General features: G+C 60.5%; 16 protein-coding genes. 4 read left to right on the top strand and 12 right to left on the bottom strand.

Annotated elements, in window-relative coordinates; translation table 11 throughout:
- Positions 1–6 precede the first annotated feature (6 nt).
- From SK58_RS09440 to tctD, 4 genes are all read right to left on the bottom strand, one after another.
- Positions 7–1,206, bottom strand: a complete 1,200-nt coding sequence (locus tag SK58_RS09440; RefSeq protein ID WP_015572282.1) for a nicotinamide mononucleotide deamidase-related protein YfaY — start codon at positions 1,204–1,206, stop codon at positions 7–9.
- A gap of 94 nt (positions 1,207–1,300) precedes the next feature.
- Positions 1,301–1,843 (bottom strand): YfaZ family outer membrane protein, encoded by a 543-nt coding sequence (locus SK58_RS09435; RefSeq protein WP_003859436.1) that lies wholly within the window; start codon positions 1,841–1,843, stop codon positions 1,301–1,303.
- 129 nt (positions 1,844–1,972) lie between these two features.
- Positions 1,973–3,382: a sensor histidine kinase gene (locus SK58_RS09430; RefSeq protein WP_015572281.1), complete on the bottom strand. Its 1,410-nt coding sequence runs from the start codon at positions 3,380–3,382 to the stop codon at positions 1,973–1,975.
- Complete coding sequence (tctD, locus tag SK58_RS09425) at positions 3,369–4,043, bottom strand: transcriptional regulator TctD (protein ID WP_006811361.1); 675 nt, start codon at positions 4,041–4,043, stop codon at positions 3,369–3,371. The genes SK58_RS09430 and tctD overlap by 14 nt, the downstream gene beginning before the upstream one ends.
- A 152-nt stretch (positions 4,044–4,195) precedes the next feature.
- On the opposite strand from tctD, the gene SK58_RS09420 reads away from it, so the two are divergent.
- From SK58_RS09420 to SK58_RS09410, 3 genes are read left to right on the top strand one after another with little or no spacing between them, the layout of a single operon-like run.
- Positions 4,196–5,176, top strand: a complete 981-nt coding sequence (locus SK58_RS09420; protein ID WP_048219743.1) for a Bug family tripartite tricarboxylate transporter substrate binding protein — start codon at positions 4,196–4,198, stop codon at positions 5,174–5,176.
- A gap of 11 nt (positions 5,177–5,187) precedes the next feature.
- On the top strand, positions 5,188–5,619 hold the full coding sequence (locus tag SK58_RS09415; RefSeq protein ID WP_003859443.1) for a tripartite tricarboxylate transporter TctB family protein: 432 nt from the start codon (positions 5,188–5,190) through the stop codon (positions 5,617–5,619).
- 11 nt (positions 5,620–5,630) lie between these two features.
- Complete coding sequence (locus SK58_RS09410; protein ID WP_015572280.1) at positions 5,631–7,145, top strand: tripartite tricarboxylate transporter permease; 1,515 nt, start codon at positions 5,631–5,633, stop codon at positions 7,143–7,145.
- On the opposite strand, the gene menE is transcribed toward SK58_RS09410, so the two are convergent.
- The 8 genes from menE to SK58_RS09370 form a co-directional block, all read right to left on the bottom strand.
- Complete coding sequence (gene menE, locus SK58_RS09405; RefSeq protein WP_048219740.1) at positions 7,146–8,507, bottom strand: o-succinylbenzoate--CoA ligase; 1,362 nt, start codon at positions 8,505–8,507, stop codon at positions 7,146–7,148. It lies immediately after the preceding gene.
- On the bottom strand, positions 8,504–9,469 hold the full coding sequence (gene menC, locus SK58_RS09400) for an o-succinylbenzoate synthase (protein ID WP_032102727.1): 966 nt from the start codon (positions 9,467–9,469) through the stop codon (positions 8,504–8,506). The genes menE and menC overlap by 4 nt, the downstream gene beginning before the upstream one ends.
- A complete protein-coding gene (gene menB / locus SK58_RS09395; RefSeq protein ID WP_003859452.1) occupies positions 9,469–10,326 on the bottom strand; it encodes a 1,4-dihydroxy-2-naphthoyl-CoA synthase in 858 nt (285 codons plus the stop codon). Before menB ends, menC begins: the two co-directional genes overlap by 1 nt.
- Positions 10,323–11,099, bottom strand: coding sequence for a 2-succinyl-6-hydroxy-2,4-cyclohexadiene-1-carboxylate synthase (gene menH / locus SK58_RS09390; RefSeq protein WP_048219739.1), 777 nt, complete (start codon positions 11,097–11,099; stop codon positions 10,323–10,325). The genes menB and menH overlap by 4 nt, the downstream gene beginning before the upstream one ends.
- On the bottom strand, positions 11,096–12,766 hold the full coding sequence (menD, locus tag SK58_RS09385; RefSeq protein ID WP_048219737.1) for a 2-succinyl-5-enolpyruvyl-6-hydroxy-3-cyclohexene-1-carboxylic-acid synthase: 1,671 nt from the start codon (positions 12,764–12,766) through the stop codon (positions 11,096–11,098). Before menD ends, menH begins: the two co-directional genes overlap by 4 nt.
- An 88-nt stretch (positions 12,767–12,854) precedes the next feature.
- Entirely contained in the window at positions 12,855–14,150 is a 1,296-nt protein-coding gene (gene menF, locus SK58_RS09380) for an isochorismate synthase MenF (protein WP_017693007.1), read from the bottom strand.
- 86 nt (positions 14,151–14,236) lie between these two features.
- Positions 14,237–14,542, bottom strand: a complete 306-nt coding sequence (elaB, locus tag SK58_RS09375; protein WP_040117899.1) for a stress response protein ElaB — start codon at positions 14,540–14,542, stop codon at positions 14,237–14,239.
- 50 nt (positions 14,543–14,592) lie between these two features.
- Positions 14,593–15,057, bottom strand: coding sequence for a GNAT family N-acetyltransferase (locus SK58_RS09370; RefSeq protein WP_017693005.1), 465 nt, complete (start codon positions 15,055–15,057; stop codon positions 14,593–14,595).
- Between the two features lie 71 nt (positions 15,058–15,128).
- Between SK58_RS09370 and rbn the strand changes: the two genes are divergently transcribed.
- Entirely contained in the window at positions 15,129–16,046 is a 918-nt protein-coding gene (gene rbn / locus SK58_RS09365; protein ID WP_015572275.1) for a ribonuclease BN, read from the top strand.
- Positions 16,047–16,074 lie beyond the last annotated feature (28 nt).

Raw genomic sequence — 16,074 nt, 5'->3', positions numbered from 1 at the left:
ACACTCTCACTCCACGAACAGCGATTCGACGACGTTGATCCAGCCGTGCTCGCTGGCGACCTCTTTCCCGTTCAGCCAGCGGCGCAGCATGTTCAGCGCCATCATCGCGCACACCTCCTGACGCACGGCCAGGCTGTGGCGGGTAATGCTCATTCTGACCCGCAGGGCGTGCGTCCCTTCCGGCGTTGCCAGGGCAAAGTTGAGGTGCTCCTCATCCAGCCCGCCCACAAACAGCGCCAGCCCGGCGAAATGCTTCACTCTGCGCTCGGACGCCCAGCGCGCGGTCTGCGCCAGCGTCTCCTGCTGGAACGGCACCACTTCACTGGCCAGCAGCGGCGCACCCGCCCGGGTAAGCTGAAGCGCCAGAAGCCCACCGGTAAACTGCTCGCTTAACGTCACGCTCAACTGGCGGGACTGCAAATGCGCTGCGATCTGCGCCGGCAGCCCTTCCGTTCCTTCGAAAATCAGGCTTTCCCCGGCGACGCGCTGCACTTCCGGCCACAGCGCCAGCATGGCGGCTTTCTCTGACGCCGGTCCGGTCAGCTTCAGTTCAATAATCGGCATGGAGGAGCGATAGCCCATCGACACGCCGGGAGGCAGTTGCAGTTGTTCGAGGCTCTGGGCCAGATCGCTTTCCGAGCGACCAAAGGTGGTCAGACGCAGGCACAGCGGCGGTTCAGGCAGCGTGAAGCGCGCGCGCAGGCGCGGCAGGATCTGCTGCTCGACCATCACTTTAAATTCCGACGGGACGCCCGGGGTGAAGAACATCAGGCAGCGGTTCAGCTGAACGGCAAACCCGCAGGCGGTGCCGACCGGGTTATCAATCAGTTCCGCGCTGGCGGGAATTTCAGCCTGCTTGCGGTTGCTGGGGGCCATCACGCGGCCACGCCCGGAGAAAAAGCGCTCCATCTGTGCCAGCCACGCCTCGTGCAGAACCAGGCCTTCGCCTTTGGCCGTGGCGGCGGCCAGCGCGCTGAGATCGTCGCTGGTGGGTCCCAGCCCGCCGTTCACAATCAGCACGTCGCAGCGTTCGCTGCGCTCGCGCAGAACGTTGACCAGCGACTCAAGATTGTCACCTACGGTGTTGCGGCGCGTTAACGGTAATCCTTGCTCAAAGAAGAGATCGGCGAGCCAGGCGGCATTGGTATCAATGATTTGCCCATGCAGCACTTCGTCGCCAGTGGATAACATTTCCACATTTATCATTGTGTTCTCCCATTTCAATGGTCAAAACACTATAGCGCAATCGAGGACCGGGGGAAGAGAGAAACTGGCGCGACTGAACGCCGCGCCGAGAGGATTAGAAACCGGCGCTCACGCCGACGTACGGACCGTCTGCCAGGGCGTTGTCGCGGTTGCCGTCTTTACCGGCCAGGTTCAGATAGCGATAGCCCGCTTCGATGGTGATCGGACGCATGATGGTCCAGCGCGCGCCGGCATTAGCTTCCTGATAGCTGTCGATACCGCTGGAGAGGGAATCCGGGGAGTAGTAGTACTCACCGAACAGGCCAAAGCTGTCGCCAATTTTCCACTGCAAGCCGCCGCCCACTGCCGCCGCGTAGCCTTCGTCGCCGTCGTTCGGGTTGGTGTAAATGCCTTTACCGCCGACGGTCGCCAGGAAGGGACCCAACGGCACGTTGAAGCCGAGGCCCAGGCTTGCCGCATCCCCATCGTCGTCGTTGTGCGTCCAGCCGCCGGTCATTGCCAGGCCTGCGCTATCCGTGCCAAGACCAAAGCCCAGATGGGTATAATCTTGTCCCGCCGAGCCGTTGAAGGAAATTGCGTTTGCCGCTGCTGAAACAAACATCAGGCCGCTTAAGCCCATTAATGCCACTTTTTTCATTGTCGTGATCCCGCACAATTTATTCAGAGATGTCCAAAAACCGCGAGATTTTAACCTGACTGCCTGTGTGATCAATGGACTCCGCGTGCGGCGGGCAATTAGTTTGTAACGATTTGATAATATCGGCATTTATACCAGCATCAGAAAACGCATTTTCACGCTCAGCCCACCCAGATTTTCACTGGGCATCAGCTGAAGATGGCTGCGGTGCAGGCGGGCAATATCGTTAGCCAGCGCCAGGCCAATGCCGGACCCGGCGGCATCGCCCACGTTATCCAGCCGATGAAACGGCAGCATGGCCTGGGAGATCTGGTCTTCAGCAATGCCCGGTCCGCTGTCCTCCACGCTCAGCTCAACGGCATCGTTAGCCGTGCGCAGGTACACCGTCACGACGCCCTGCTCCGGTGTGTATTTGATCGCGTTCTCCAGCAGGTTGGCGCAAAGTTCGCCCAGCAACACGTCATCCCCCTCAATCATTACCGGCTGCTGTACGCCGTCATAACCGAGATCGATACCCTTGCTGCGCGCCTGCGCCAGCCGGGAAAAGCAGCAGTTTTGCACCACCTGTACCAGATCGACAGGCGCAAACTGTCGCTCCCCCTGCTCTTTTCGCTTCACCGCCGAAAGCTGCAACAGCCTTTCCGTCAGCACGATGGTGTTATCCAGCGTGACGTTCATCGCCCGTAAGCTCTCCTGCCACAGCGCCGGATCGTTACGCGTCAGGGCAACCGATACCTGGGTTTTCAGCACCGCCAGCGGCGTTTTGAGCTGGTGTGAGGCGTCGGCGTTAAAGCGCGCCTGCCGCGAAAGTACGCCGCGCAACCTGTCGATATAGCGGTTAAATGCCACAATCAGCAGCCGCGTTTCCGACCAGGGCAGCAGCTCCGGCAGCGGAGCCAGCAGCCCGGGCTCACGGCGCACCATCAGGGACGAGAGCTGCCGCATCGGGCGCAGCACACGACGCAGCAGCCACGCGGTCAGGACCAGCGTCAGCAGCACCAGCAGCCCCTGCGACACGAGCGAGGAAAACAGCAGCTGAGTGGCCAGATAGCGCCGCGACTGCAACGTTTCGGCGACGTAGATCTCCGCCATCCCGAACACACTGTCCTCGTTAACCGGCTGGAGCAGCTTCGCCACACGGATCGCCTGCCCGCGATACTCGGTATGATAAAACCACGCCAGCGCCGGATAGTGTGTAGTGCGCGACGTGGAGGGAGGCATATTCGGCAGATCGTCGTAGCCGGAGATCACCCGCCCGTCGGGGTCCACGACCTTGTAATAGAGGCGATCGTTCATGTTCAGCTCGAAACTGTCCAGCACGACCCAGGGCACGTTCACCTGGAGCTTGCCGTTGTGCACCACCAGCCGCTCTGACACCGTGCGCGCCGAGGATAACAGCGTGCGGTCATAGGCCTGCGTCGCCGCCTGTAACGCGCTAACATAGCTGTTAAAGGCTGACAGCCCCCATAACAGCAGCAGCGGCAAACCCAGAAAAAGCAAAAGTTGCAGGTAAAGCGACTGCGGCTTAACCCACCTCATCGCCGCACTCCAGCACGTAGCCCAGCCCCCGGAGGGTAATGATCCGCACCCCGCTGCCGGTCAGCTTCTTACGCAGGCGGTGAATATAGAGATCGATGCTCTCGGGGCTGACGTCGTCGTTCAGGCTGAATACCTGGTCGAAAAGCTGTTGCCGGGAGACGGGACGGGTCCGGCGGTGCATCAGCACCTTCAGCAAAGAGAGTTCGCGCGGCGTGAGGGAAAGGGGTTCATCGCGCAGCAGAAAAAAGCCTTCATCATCGTACTCCAGCTCTCCCAGCCGCTGGCGCTCCTGGGTTCGTCCTTCGCTGCGGCGCAGCAGCGCGCGCAGGCGGGCATCAAGCTCCTCCAGCTCGAACGGTTTCGGCAGGTAGTCATCCGCCCCGGCATTCAGCCCCTTCACCCTGTCTGCCACGTTGCTGCGGGCGGTAAGAAACAGCACCGGCAGCGTCTGCCCGCGCTTTCTCAGGCGATGCACCACCTCCAGCCCGTCGAAGCCGGGCATGCCGATATCAAGGATCGCGACGGCATAGTTTTCTCCCTGCAAAAGATGATCGGCCGCCCGTCCATCGTTGACGCAATCCACGGCAAATCCGTTTTGTACCAGCGCTTTTTCCAGCCAGTGAGCCAGCTCACGATTATCTTCCGCGAGTAAGAGACGCATATCACATCCTGTAAAGTTGGTGTCGCAGTGAAAGGGAAATGAAAGGTTATTGTTTTAACAATCACGCAACGGAACCGCTACAAGGTGGTTCACATAATCAGAAAAAATACACCCGTACCCGTACTCCCGGTTCTCCGGCGTGAGGATAAACGATGAAAAAACAATTACTTTCTACCCTTGCTGCAAGCGTATTGCTGTTGAGTGCCTCTGTCGTCCAGGCGCAGGACGCGCCATCCCGTACCGAATGTATCGCCCCGGCCAAACCCGGCGGCGGCTTCGACCTGACCTGCAAGCTGATTCAGGTCAGCCTGCTGAAGACGAAGGCCATTGAAAAACCGATGCGCGTCACCTACATGCCCGGCGGCGTGGGCGCGGTAGCCTATAACGCCATCGTCGCGCAGCGCCCTGCCGAAGCGGGCACCGTGGTGGCCTTCTCCGGCGGTTCGCTGCTAAACCTGTCGCAGGGGAAATTTGGTCGTTATGACGTGAATGACGTGCGCTGGCTCGCCACCGTAGGCACCGATTACGGCATGATCGCCGTGCGCGCGGACTCCCCGTTGAAATCCCTGAAAGATCTGCTGACCGCCATGGAAAAAGATCCGAACAGCGTGGTCATTGGCGCGGGCGCCTCTATCGGCAGCCAGGACTGGATGAAAGCCGCGCTGCTGGCGCAGCAGGCCAAAGTGGATCCGCACAAGATGCGTTACGTGGCCTTTGAAGGCGGCGGCGAGCCGGTGACGGCGCTGATGGGCAATCACGTCCAGGCGGTATCGGGCGATCTCAGCGAAATGGTGCCCTACCTGAGCGGGGATAAGATCCGCGTGCTGGCGGTCTTCTCGGAAAACCGTCTGCCGGGCCAGCTGGCAGACGTCCCAACCGCTAAAGAGCAGGGTTATAACCTGGTCTGGCCGATCATCCGCGGCTTCTTCGTCGGGCCAAAAGTGACCGACGCCGAATACCAGTGGTGGGTGGATACCTTCGCAAAACTTCAGCAAACCGAGGAGTTCAAAAAACAACGCGATCTGCGCGGGCTGTTTGAGTTCAACCTGAACGGCAAGCAGCTGGACGAGTATGTCAAAAAACAGGTGAATGACTACCGCGAACAGGCGAAAGCCTTTGGTCTGGCGAAATAACCGGAGGCGCTATGAGCGATCGCATTTTTGCCGGGATATGGCTGCTGCTCTGCATTGGCGGCATGTTCGTCGCCTGGCAGATCCACAGCGAATACAGCTATGAACCCGTGGGGCCACGCCCCTTCCCCGTCGGCATAGTCGGCCTGATGCTGCTCTGCTCGGTGGCGCTGCTGCTGCGCCATCCGGATACCGTGGAGTGGCCGCCACGCCGTACGCTGCAACGTCTGCTGGTAATGGTAATTGTCCTGCTGATGTATGCGTGGGGCTTTGAGTGGCTCGGCTTCCCGATTGCCACCGCCCTGCTGACGATGGTGATTGGCATACTGTTTAACGCCTCGCTGCCTGCGGCGGGGATCTCCGGGGTCGTACTGGGCATTTTACTCTGGTACGCCTTCGACCGCCTGCTGGACGTGACCCTGCCGCTCGGCGCATGGTTTAACTAACGGAGCACGCTATGGATACCTGGATCTATCTCTCTCAGGGGTTCGCGGTAGCGATGACCCCGGAAAACCTGGTGATCGCCCTGATCGGCTGTTTCGTCGGGACCATCGTCGGCCTGCTGCCGGGCCTTGGCCCTATCAACGGCGTGGCGATTTTACTGCCGCTGGCCTTTGCGCTACACCTGCCTGCGGAATCGGCGCTGATCCTGCTGGCGACGGTTTATATCGGCTGCGAATACGGGGGGCGTATTTCCTCGATTCTGCTTAACGTGCCCGGCGATGCCGCCGCCATTATGACCGCGCTGGATGGCTACCCGATGGCGCAGCAGGGGCGCGGCGGCGTGGCGCTCTCTATTTCTGCCGTCAGCTCGTTCTTTGGCTCCATGATCGCCATTGGCGGCATCATCCTCTTCGCCCCGGCGCTGGCCCAGTGGTCGCTGGCGTTTGGTCCGGCCGAGTATTTTGCCCTGATGGTGTTCGCCATCGCCTGTCTCGGCAGCATGATGGCGCAGAATCCGCTGAAGTCGTTTTTGTCTGCGTTGATTGGCCTCAGTCTGGCCACCGTCGGCGTGGATGCCAACACCGGGGTTTATCGTTTTACCTTCGACAGCGTTCATCTCTCCGACGGCGTGCAGTTTATCGTCGTGGTGATTGGTCTGTTCTCTGTCTCAGAAATCTTACTGATGCTGGAGCATACCAGCAGCGGGCAGACGCTGGTGCGTAAAACCGGACGTATGCTCTTTAATGCCAAAGAGGGGGCGCAGTGTATTGGCGCCACCCTGCGTTCGTCGGTGATCGGTTTCTTCGTCGGCATTCTGCCCGGCGCGGGGGCTACTATCGCCAGCGCTATCACCTACATGACCGAGAAAAAGCTGAGCGGTAACAGCGACAGCTTCGGCAAAGGCGATATCCGCGGCGTGGCGGCGCCGGAGGCGGCGAATAACGCCTCGGCCTGCGGCTCGTTTATCCCGATGCTGACCCTCGGCGTGCCGGGCTCCGGCACCACGGCGGTAATGATGGGCGCGCTGACGCTCTATAACATCACCCCGGGTCCGGCGATGTTTACCGAGCAGCCCGATATCGTCTGGGGTTTAATTGCCGCCCTGCTGATCGCCAACGTGATGTTGCTGGTAATGAACATCCCGCTGATCGGCCTGTTCACCCGCATGCTGACCATTCCCCTGTGGTTCCTGGTCCCGGCCATCGCCGCCGTCTCTGCGGTTGGGGTGTACGCGGTGCACAGCACCACCTTCGACCTGGTGTTGATGGTGCTGCTCGGCGTGCTGGGCTACATTCTGCGCAAGATGCACTTCCCAATGTCGCCGCTGATTTTAGGGTTTGTGCTGGGGGAAATGCTGGAGCAGAACCTGCGCCGCGCCCTCTCCATCAGCAATGGCAACATGGGGATCCTGTGGGAGAGCAGCGTGACGAAGATCCTGCTGGCAATGGCGATTATGGTGATTGTCGTGCCGCCGGTGCTGCGCTGGATCCGCCGACGCCAGCACAAACCGCAGCCGGATATCGGCTGATTAGCCCCTCAACAGGGCATTGACCCACTGCTTTAACGCCTGGCGGGAGATTTTAATCCCGCCATTTTTCAGTTCTGACGGCAGCGCCAGCCAGTGTACCGGCTGCTCAAAGCGCGCCAGCCTGCCCTGAACCCACTCCGGCAGCAGCGTGATATCCGTGCCCGGCTCGCATTCAACTACCGCCACCGGACGTTGCCCGTACTCGGCATCATCCAGCGGAACGACAAACGCCTGGCTTACCTGCGGATGCGTGGCGATAACGCGCTCCAGCGCTTCGGGCTGGATCCCTTCTCCGCCGCTGAAAAAGAGATTGTCCATTCGGCCCAGAATGGTCAGGCGTCCGTCATGCCACTCGCCGCGATCGCGGGTGGCGAACCAGCCCTGCTCATTGACCAGCGGCAATAATGCGCCGTCTCGCCAGTAGCCCGCCGCCATGCTTTCCGCCCGGATCCAGACTTCACCGTTCACCACCTGAACGTCTCTGCCCGGCAGCGCGCTGCCCACGTCCGGCGCGCCGTCGGCCTCTTTGGCGCAGACGGTGGAGGCGAACTCGGTCAGACCGTAACCGCAGAACGTACGGATCCCCTGCTCGCGCGCCTGTTCGGTCAGCGCAACGGGGATTTCCGCCCCGCCGAGCAGCACGGCTTTCAGCGCGACGGGATGGTGTGAATTAAGCAGCCGCCACAGCTGCGTTGGCACCAGCGAGGCGTGGGTACAGCCCTGTAGCGCCTGCTCCAGCGGCTGTTTTTCACGCACGGTGAGACGGCCTCCGCCCTGCAACCAGCGCCACAAAATCCCCTGACCGGAGACGTGAAACAGCGGCAGAGAGAGCAGCCAGTCATCGCTACCGCCGTAAGGCATCAGCGCCAGCACGCCCTTTGCGCTGGCAAGGTGGGCGGCACAGGTGTGCACCGCCGCTTTCGGCAAGCCGGTGGAGCCAGAGGTGAGCGTCATTGAGGCCAGCCGTTCTGCCCGCCACGTCACGCAGCCCTGCCCCTCGCCCTCTCTTAATACCAGACCGGGCAGACCGTCATACTCACCGTTAAGCACCAGCGCAAAGCGCAGGGTCATCTGCGGCAGGAGGACGTCCAGCAGCGGACGGGGAAGCTGAGGGTTCACCGGCAAAATGCGGGCGCCGCACTGAAGCAGCGCCAGCCAGGCCAGCAGGGTCTGCGGGTGGTTGTGGGCGAGCAGCATGACGCCGTCACCGTTCGTAACGCCCTGAGACTGAAAACCGGCTGCGAGACGATCGATACGCTTGCCCAGCTGAGACCAGCTGAGCGTTACATCGTCTAAACGCAGCGCGGGTTTATTGGCACTCCGGGTGCGCCAGTGCCGCCACGGCCAGTCGGTAAAACTCATCGCAGTGGCTCCAGCGCCCCGACGTCGAGGCACGGCAAGGTGCTGCCAGGCCACTGACGAATCAACTGGGCCTGCATCAGGTTTAGCGTATCGAGACCGGGAACGGTGTCCGGCGTTAACCATGCAGCGATGCGCGCCAGCTGCGTCAGGCCGAGGCTGGATTCGATGGATGAACTGATCACCGCCGTCAGCCCTGCGGCATGGGCCGCCGCAACCTGCTCGCGCACCTTGTCGAGGCTGCCGGTCAGCGTTGGCTTAATCACCACGGCCCTGACGCCCGGCTCGGCGGCAAACGCGAAATCGGCTTCGCGCAGGCTCTCATCCCAGGCAATGGCAATGCCGGTTTCCCGGGCAAAGGCGCGCGAGTCGTCGCGCGTTTTGCACGGCTCTTCGAGAAACGCGATGCGGCTGCGGTACGCCGGGTTGACGTACTTCGCAAACTGTTGCGCCCTGAGCGGCGTCCAGGCGCGGTTGGCGTCCAGGCGCAGGTGTAGATCGGGAATGGCCTCCAGTAACAGATTAACCACCATTCCGTCGCGCACTGCTTCGTACAGGCCAACCTTTATTTTCGCCACCTTCTCGCCAGGCATCGCGGAAAGGAGCGCGAAAAGTTCATCCGGATCGCCGGTACAGAGCGGCGCGGCGCAATAGTTCGCCGCGTCCGGTAAACTGCCGTCCAGCTCTGCCAGCGCACAGCTGATGCCGAACGCGGCGGAAGGAACGTCCGGCAGCGCCGGAACTGCTCCCTCACGCCATTCGTACGTCCAGGCCATCAGCGCAGCCTGCGCCTCGTCCGGCGTTTCCAGGCTAAAGCCCGGAAGCGGGGCGATTTCGCCCCACCCTTCCCGCTCGCCCTGCCGGAGATGCACGAAAAAGCCGTCACGGGTTTTTAACCGCCGTTCACGCAGCACCACGCCCGCGTCCATCGGTATCTGCCAGCGGTAAACCTGCGCGCAACGCATTACGGGTTCCGTTTGTATTTGCTGAAGTCCGGCTGGCGTTTTTCGTTGAACGCGTTGCGCCCTTCCTGACCCTCTTCGGTCATATAGAACAGCATGGTGGCGTTACCTGCCAGCTCCTGAAGGCCCGCCTGACCGTCACAGTCGGCGTTGAGGGCCGCTTTCAGGCAGCGCAGCGCCATTGGGCTGTTTTGCAGCATTTCGCGACACCAGCGCACGGTCTCTTTTTCCAGATCGGCGATCGGCACCACGGTGTTAACCAGCCCCATATCCAGCGCTTCCTGGGCGTTGTACTGACGGCACAGGAACCAGATTTCGCGGGCTTTTTTCTGACCGACAATGCGCGCCATATAGGACGCGCCCCAGCCGCCGTCGAAAGAGCCGACTTTCGGGCCAGTCTGACCGAAAATGGCATTTTCCGCCGCGATCGTCAGGTCACACATCATGTGCAGCACGTGACCGCCGCCGATGGAATACCCTGCCACCATCGCGACCACCGGTTTTGGACAGGTGCGGATCTGGCGCTGGAAATCCAGCACGTTCAGGTGGTGCGTGCCCGCATCATCCTGGTATCCGCCGTAGTCACCGCGGACTTTCTGATCGCCGCCGGAGCAGAAGGCTTTCTCCCCTTCCCCGGTGAGGATGATGACGCCGATAGTGTCATCGTAGCGGGCATCCGCCAGCGCCTGGATCATCTCTTTTACGGTCAGTGGACGAAACGCGTTGCGCACCTGTGGACGGTTGATGGTGATTTTGGCGATACCATCGGCGGATTTGTGGTAACGAATGTCGGTGTAGCCTTCGGAGCAGTCCTGCCATTCAACCGGCGCGTAAAGCATGTGTTCATCAGGATAGATCATAGCGTGTCCTTTGTTCGATAACGCAGTATCTGAGCCAGACTCGCGGCAACCGCGTCCGGGTTGTCCCGGTGGGCGTTGTGTCCGGCGTGAGGGATAGCATGACGCGTGGCGTTAAGTTCAGCGGCGATAGCTGCAAACTTCCCGTCACGTTCGCCATAGAGATAGTCAAAAGAAAAATCACGCGCGATGAGCGCGGGACGTAAATCAGGCTGAACGGCAAGCGAGGTGGACTCCAGCATCTCTGCCAGCCTCGGGCCGTTGTTCCGGCTGCGCAGCGCGATCAGCGCCCTGCGCTGATCATCCGTAAGTGAGGCAAAGACCGGCTGTTGATACCAGTCGGCAAAGACGGCCTCCAGCGGCTCACTGCAAAACCGTGACGCCCAGCGGCGGTCAGAGATCAGCCGGGCCTGGCGCGCATCGGCGTCTTGCAGGCCCGGGTGTCCACCTTCCACAATCACCCCGTCTAACCCCGCAGGATGCTGGCAGGCATGGAACATCGCAATGCGGCCGCCGAGGGAGTACCCCACGAGCCAGTATCTTAGTATGTTGTAACTAATAAGGGTATGCGAGAGCAATTCATTTACCTCTGCAAACCCCGTCACGCCCGTATCTGCTGAACCACCGTGCCCGGGCAGGTCAAGGTAGAGCCGGGGGTAGTCATGCAGCGACGCCCCAACAGCCTGCCACTCGCGACAGTCGCCGGAAAAACCGTGCAGGAAAACCAGCCAGGGGTAGCCTGGTTTTCCTGGCTGGGAGAGGCCTGCGAGGATCACAGGTGACTCACCTGCGCAAGCAGATGTTGCAGCTTCTGCGCGCCGTCAGCATCGTTTACCACCAGCTCAATCAGCGTCGCGCCAGGCTGCCGCCAGGCGGTGTTCAGCGCCGTCTCCAGCGCGTCCCAGTTTTCCGGGCGATGGTACTTCAGGCTGAACATGGCAGCGGCGTGTTCGAACTGCACGTTTTGCGGCATCAGATAGAAGCGCTCACGCTCGCTTTGCGGCGTCGGCAGCAACGAGAAAATCTGCCCGCCGTTATTGTTCACAACAATCAGCACGAACGGGGCCGACGCCTGACGCAGGAGCGCCAGCGCGTTGAGATCGTAGAGGGCTGAGAGATCCCCCACAATCGCCAGCGTGGATTTCGCGCTGGCCCGCTGTACGCCAGCGGCGGTGGAGATCAGGCCGTCAATGCCGCTCGCGCCCCGGTTGCTGTACACCGGATAACCCGCCGGCAGCTGCGAAAAGGCGTCAATCAGGCGCACCACCAGGCTGTTACCGACAAAAAGTTGTCCCTGCTCGGGAAGATATTTGCGGATACGGTGCGCAAGCCCGGCTTCACTGAACGCCTCGCACTGCGTTTTGGTGAGTTCCCACGCCTGACGTGACAGCGCCGGGATCTCCACCGCCCAGGGTTTGCGTTTTTCCGCCGGATGCAATTCCAGCCAGCTGTCAATGTTGCTCACCAGGCGGCGGCCGCGATGGTGCGCCGGGTCAAGGCGTCCTTCGAGCGGATCCACCAGCCAGTACTCTTCTGGGGTACAGGTGGCCTGCCACTGGAGCAGACGCTTCCCCGTCAGGCTCGATCCCAGCTGGACGACAATCTGCGCCTGCGCCAGCTCGGTAACCGCTTTCGCGTTACCCAGCCAGAGGTCGGCGCAGGGCAGCGGCTGGCCCGTCTGGGAAAGCACGTCACCAATCAGCGGCCAGCCAAGCGTTTGTGCCCACTCCGCCGCCAGCTTGCCTTCCGCCGCACTCATCCGCCCGGCAATCACCACGCCGCGCTTCTGGCGCCAGAAGAACCAGTCGCGCTGTTTTGCGCTTTCCAGATGCGTCTGCTCGCGCAGCCAGGGTTTTTCGCTCTTCCACCAGTCTCCCAGCTGCTGTTGCCAGACGAGGCCAGTATCGTTCATTTCACCGTACAGCGGCTCGGCAAACGGGCAGTTAATGTGCAGCCCGCCGCTGCGCAGTGCGTTCATGGCGTGGTCGAGGGTTGAGACCAGCCAGCTGGCGGGAATATCCTGGGTGGGGCGCGGCAACGAGACCGTCTGTGAAGGATGCGAGGCAAAAATGCCAGGCTGACGAATCGCCTGATTAGCACCGCAGTCAATAAGTTCCGGGGGACGGTCGGCAGTGAGTAAAATCAGCTTTTCGCCGGTTAATCCCGCTTCTATCAGCGCCGGATAGAGGTTCGCCACCGCCGTGCCGGAGGTGACTATCACCGCCACGGGCGCTTTGCTGACTTTCGCCAGCCCGAGCGCCAGATGGCCCAGACCCCGCTCATCAAAATGGGTGTGGTGAATAAAAGCCCGGTTTTCCGCGGCAGCAAGGGTGAGCGGCGTGGAGCGAGAGCCCGGGGCAATACACACATGCCTGACACCATGACGGGTCAGGGCTTCAAGGATCACCGCCGCCCAGCGTCGGTTAAAAGAACTTACTGACATGAGATTGTCCAGTATCAAGAATGCGACACAGTATAAATAATAGAAAAAGTCAGAATTTTGATATGAATCGGGATTGCACGAATCAGTATTAATCCCTTAGGAGAAGGGAACGCAGCCCGGCGGCCTTGTTTTCGATCTCCTGCCACTCCTGCTCCGGATCGGAGCCGCTGACGATGCCCGCCCCCGCATAAAGACGCAGCGCAGCGTCGTGAACGCGGGCGGAGCGTAATGCCACACAGAATTCGCTTTGATCGCGCGATAAATAGCCCGCCGACCCGGCGTACCACTCCCGGTCAAACGGCTCCACTTTCGCAATAAATTCTCGCGCCGCCTGTCGCGGCAGCCCGGCCACCGCCGCCGTCGGTTGCAGAATATGCAGGCACTGCTCGTCGTCAGGCTGTTTAAGTTCGGTCCAGATACAGCGGCGTAAATGCTGCACCTTGCGCAGACGCAGCACCTGCGCAGGCAGGATCTCCAGCGTCCGGGTATGGTGCTGAAGACGCTGGCAGATATCTTCCACCACCAGCATATTTTCCCGCTGATTTTTGTCGTCATTCATCAGCCAGTCGCCCAGACGCTGGGCCTGCTTATCGTCAGAATGGCTGGCGACGGTGCCTGCCAGCGCTTCAGTGCGCAGCAGCGTGCCGCGTCGCCGCCACAGGCGTTCAGGCGTCGAGCCGAGGAACGCGTTGCTGGCGTCAAAGACCATACAAAAATGATAGCAGTTGAGGTTTAGCGCGCGGCTGGCAGCCATCAGCGCGATGGCGTTCACGGGCTGCTGGCAATGCACGTCTGTAGCACGTGCGAGGACCACTTTCTCAAAATCGCCGCGAGCAAGGGTATCCGTCGCCTGACGAATCAACGCCAGCCATTCCGGTTTTTCCGGATGATGGGTTTCCTGCACAATCTGCACGGACAACGGGCGGATCGGCGCGGCGTCGCGCAGGTTATCGACAAAATTCAGCGCCTCACGGGCATCTTCCCGCAGCGACGTTTCGCTCCACAGTTGCAGACGCAGCGTAGCGACCCCGCCAGACCGTCGCCAGAGAAGGCGCGGTAAAAACAGCTTGCCCTGCGCCGGGTTGAAGGCGTTCAGGCCGCAGATACGGGTGTCATTGGCTACGTCGTGGGTGTGCAAAAACCGCGAGGCCGAGGCCAGAGAATCGAAATGGGCGAGGCTTCCGAGCGCGGCAAGTTCTTCATCACCGCTGCGCTGTTGCCAGTAAAACTGAGGATAGCATCGCTGCACACCGAGCCAGGCCAGCGGATCGAAGGCGTCGTTTAACGGGAAAGAGACATCGAAATGGCGTAAACCGGGTGTAGCTGGCAATGCTTGCGCAAGCTGAGTACGCAGGCTTTGCAGCGCGAGGAAAATCGAGTGCACGCGAACCTCTCCCTGTTAAAGCCTTATATTATACGGGGTACTGACGATAAATAGCAGTACCCACGTGTAGGGAGTGGTTTACCGGCTTAACGACGGGCTAACATCAGACCCAGCACCAGCCCTACGGCCGCACCGACCCCAATGCCCTGCCACGGTTTTTCATGCACATAATCGTCGGCACGATAAACCGCCTGCTTGGCGCGGTAGTAGTAATTGTCGGATGCGTTACTGACGCGGTTTTTCACGTCATGCAGCGCCTGCTCGGCGCGGGCTTTGAGCTCAATGTACTTCTGATCGGCAGGATCGCCTGAAGAGCGCAGCACTTCTTCCAGCGTTTCGCTTAGCAGCGTCAGGTCGTCGTCGACTCGGGTATCCCAGGATTGAAATGACATATTTTTCTCCATGTTAGTACACCAGTCCGGTAACTATAGACAACGTATTGCTATTGCGCCTGTTTCGCTTCGCGTGCCATGCCGATGTGTGGGATGCCGTCTTCGTCGTAAATGTCCGTGACCGGGGTAAAACCAAAATGGCCATAGAATGATTGCAAATGCGCCTGCGCGCCCAGGTATAACGCCTTGTCCGGCCACTGTTTCTGGCATGCGCCCAGCGTTTTTTCCATCAGCTGATAGCCCAGCTTTTCACCGCGCGCGCGGCCGCTGATAATGACGCGGCCAATGACGACAGGGTCAAAATCCTCTTCGCTTTTCAGAATCCTCGCATACGCCACCAGCTCGTTATCGCGCCAGCCGAGGATGTGCCGGTTCTCGCCGATCAGGTCATCGCCGTCGATATCCTGATACGGGCAGGTTTGTTCAACCACAAAGACTTCGCAGCGCAGCTTGAGCAGGGCGTAGAGTGAATGCACGGTCAGTTCGCTGTGGTGTAGATCTTGCCACTGGATCATGTGTTTCTCCTTCCTGGTGTTCATCACGTTATACTAAACCCCTTCCCATTCGGCAAAGGGCTGATTGCGTTATGGAACTGATTTTTCTGGGTACGTCCGCCGGGGTGCCAACCCGCTCACGAAACGTGACGGCGATTCTGCTGGATCTTAAGCATCCTACCCGCGGTGGGCTGTGGCTGTTTGACTGCGGCGAGGGTACGCAACATCAGCTGCTGCATACCTCATACCACCCGGGGAAAGTGGATAAAATATTTATCACCCATCTGCACGGCGACCATCTGTTTGGCCTGCCGGGCCTGCTGTGCAGCCGTTCGATGGCCGGTAACGCTAACCCGCTGACCATTTATGGCCCCGCGGGTATTCAGGAATTCGTTGAAACCACGCTGCGCCTGAGCGGCTCGTGGACCGATTATCCGCTGGAGGTGTTAGAGATCGGCGAGGGTCTGGTGTTCGATGACGGAGATTACCTGGTGCGCGCTTACCCGCTTAACCATCCGGTGGAATGCTACGGCTATCGCGTTGAGGAGCATGACAAGCCCGGGGCGCTGAACGCCGCCGCGTTGCAGGCTGATGGGGTGAAACCAGGCCCGCTGTTCCAGCGTCTGAAGCACGGCGAGACCGTCACGCTGGAAGACGGGCGCGTCATCAACGGTCAGGATTACCTCGCCCCACCGCAGCCGGGCAAAAAACTGGCTATTTTTGGGGATACCGCCCCCTGCCCTTCGGCGCTCAGGCTTGCCAGAGGTGTAGATGTGATGGTGCATGAGGCGACGCTGGAAGCGGCGATGGAAGAAAAAGCCAACAGCCGGGGGCACAGCTCTACGCGTCAGGCGGCGCAGCTGGCACGTGAGGCTGGCGTCCGGAAACTGATTGTTACTCACGTCAGCTCACGCTATGACGTCCGCGGCGCTGAAAGCCTGCTGGCAGAGTGCCGGGAAGTATTTCCGGCATGCGAGCTGGCGGAAGATTTTGCTCAGGTCAGCGTTTAGTCCTTCATTTTTCCCTCAGCGTGCCGAT

This window comes from Enterobacter sp. BIDMC93 (assembly GCF_001037805.1).
Lineage (GTDB): Bacteria > Pseudomonadota > Gammaproteobacteria > Enterobacterales > Enterobacteriaceae > Enterobacter > Enterobacter hormaechei_C.
This window is presented reverse-complemented; position numbering and strand designations above follow the sequence as displayed.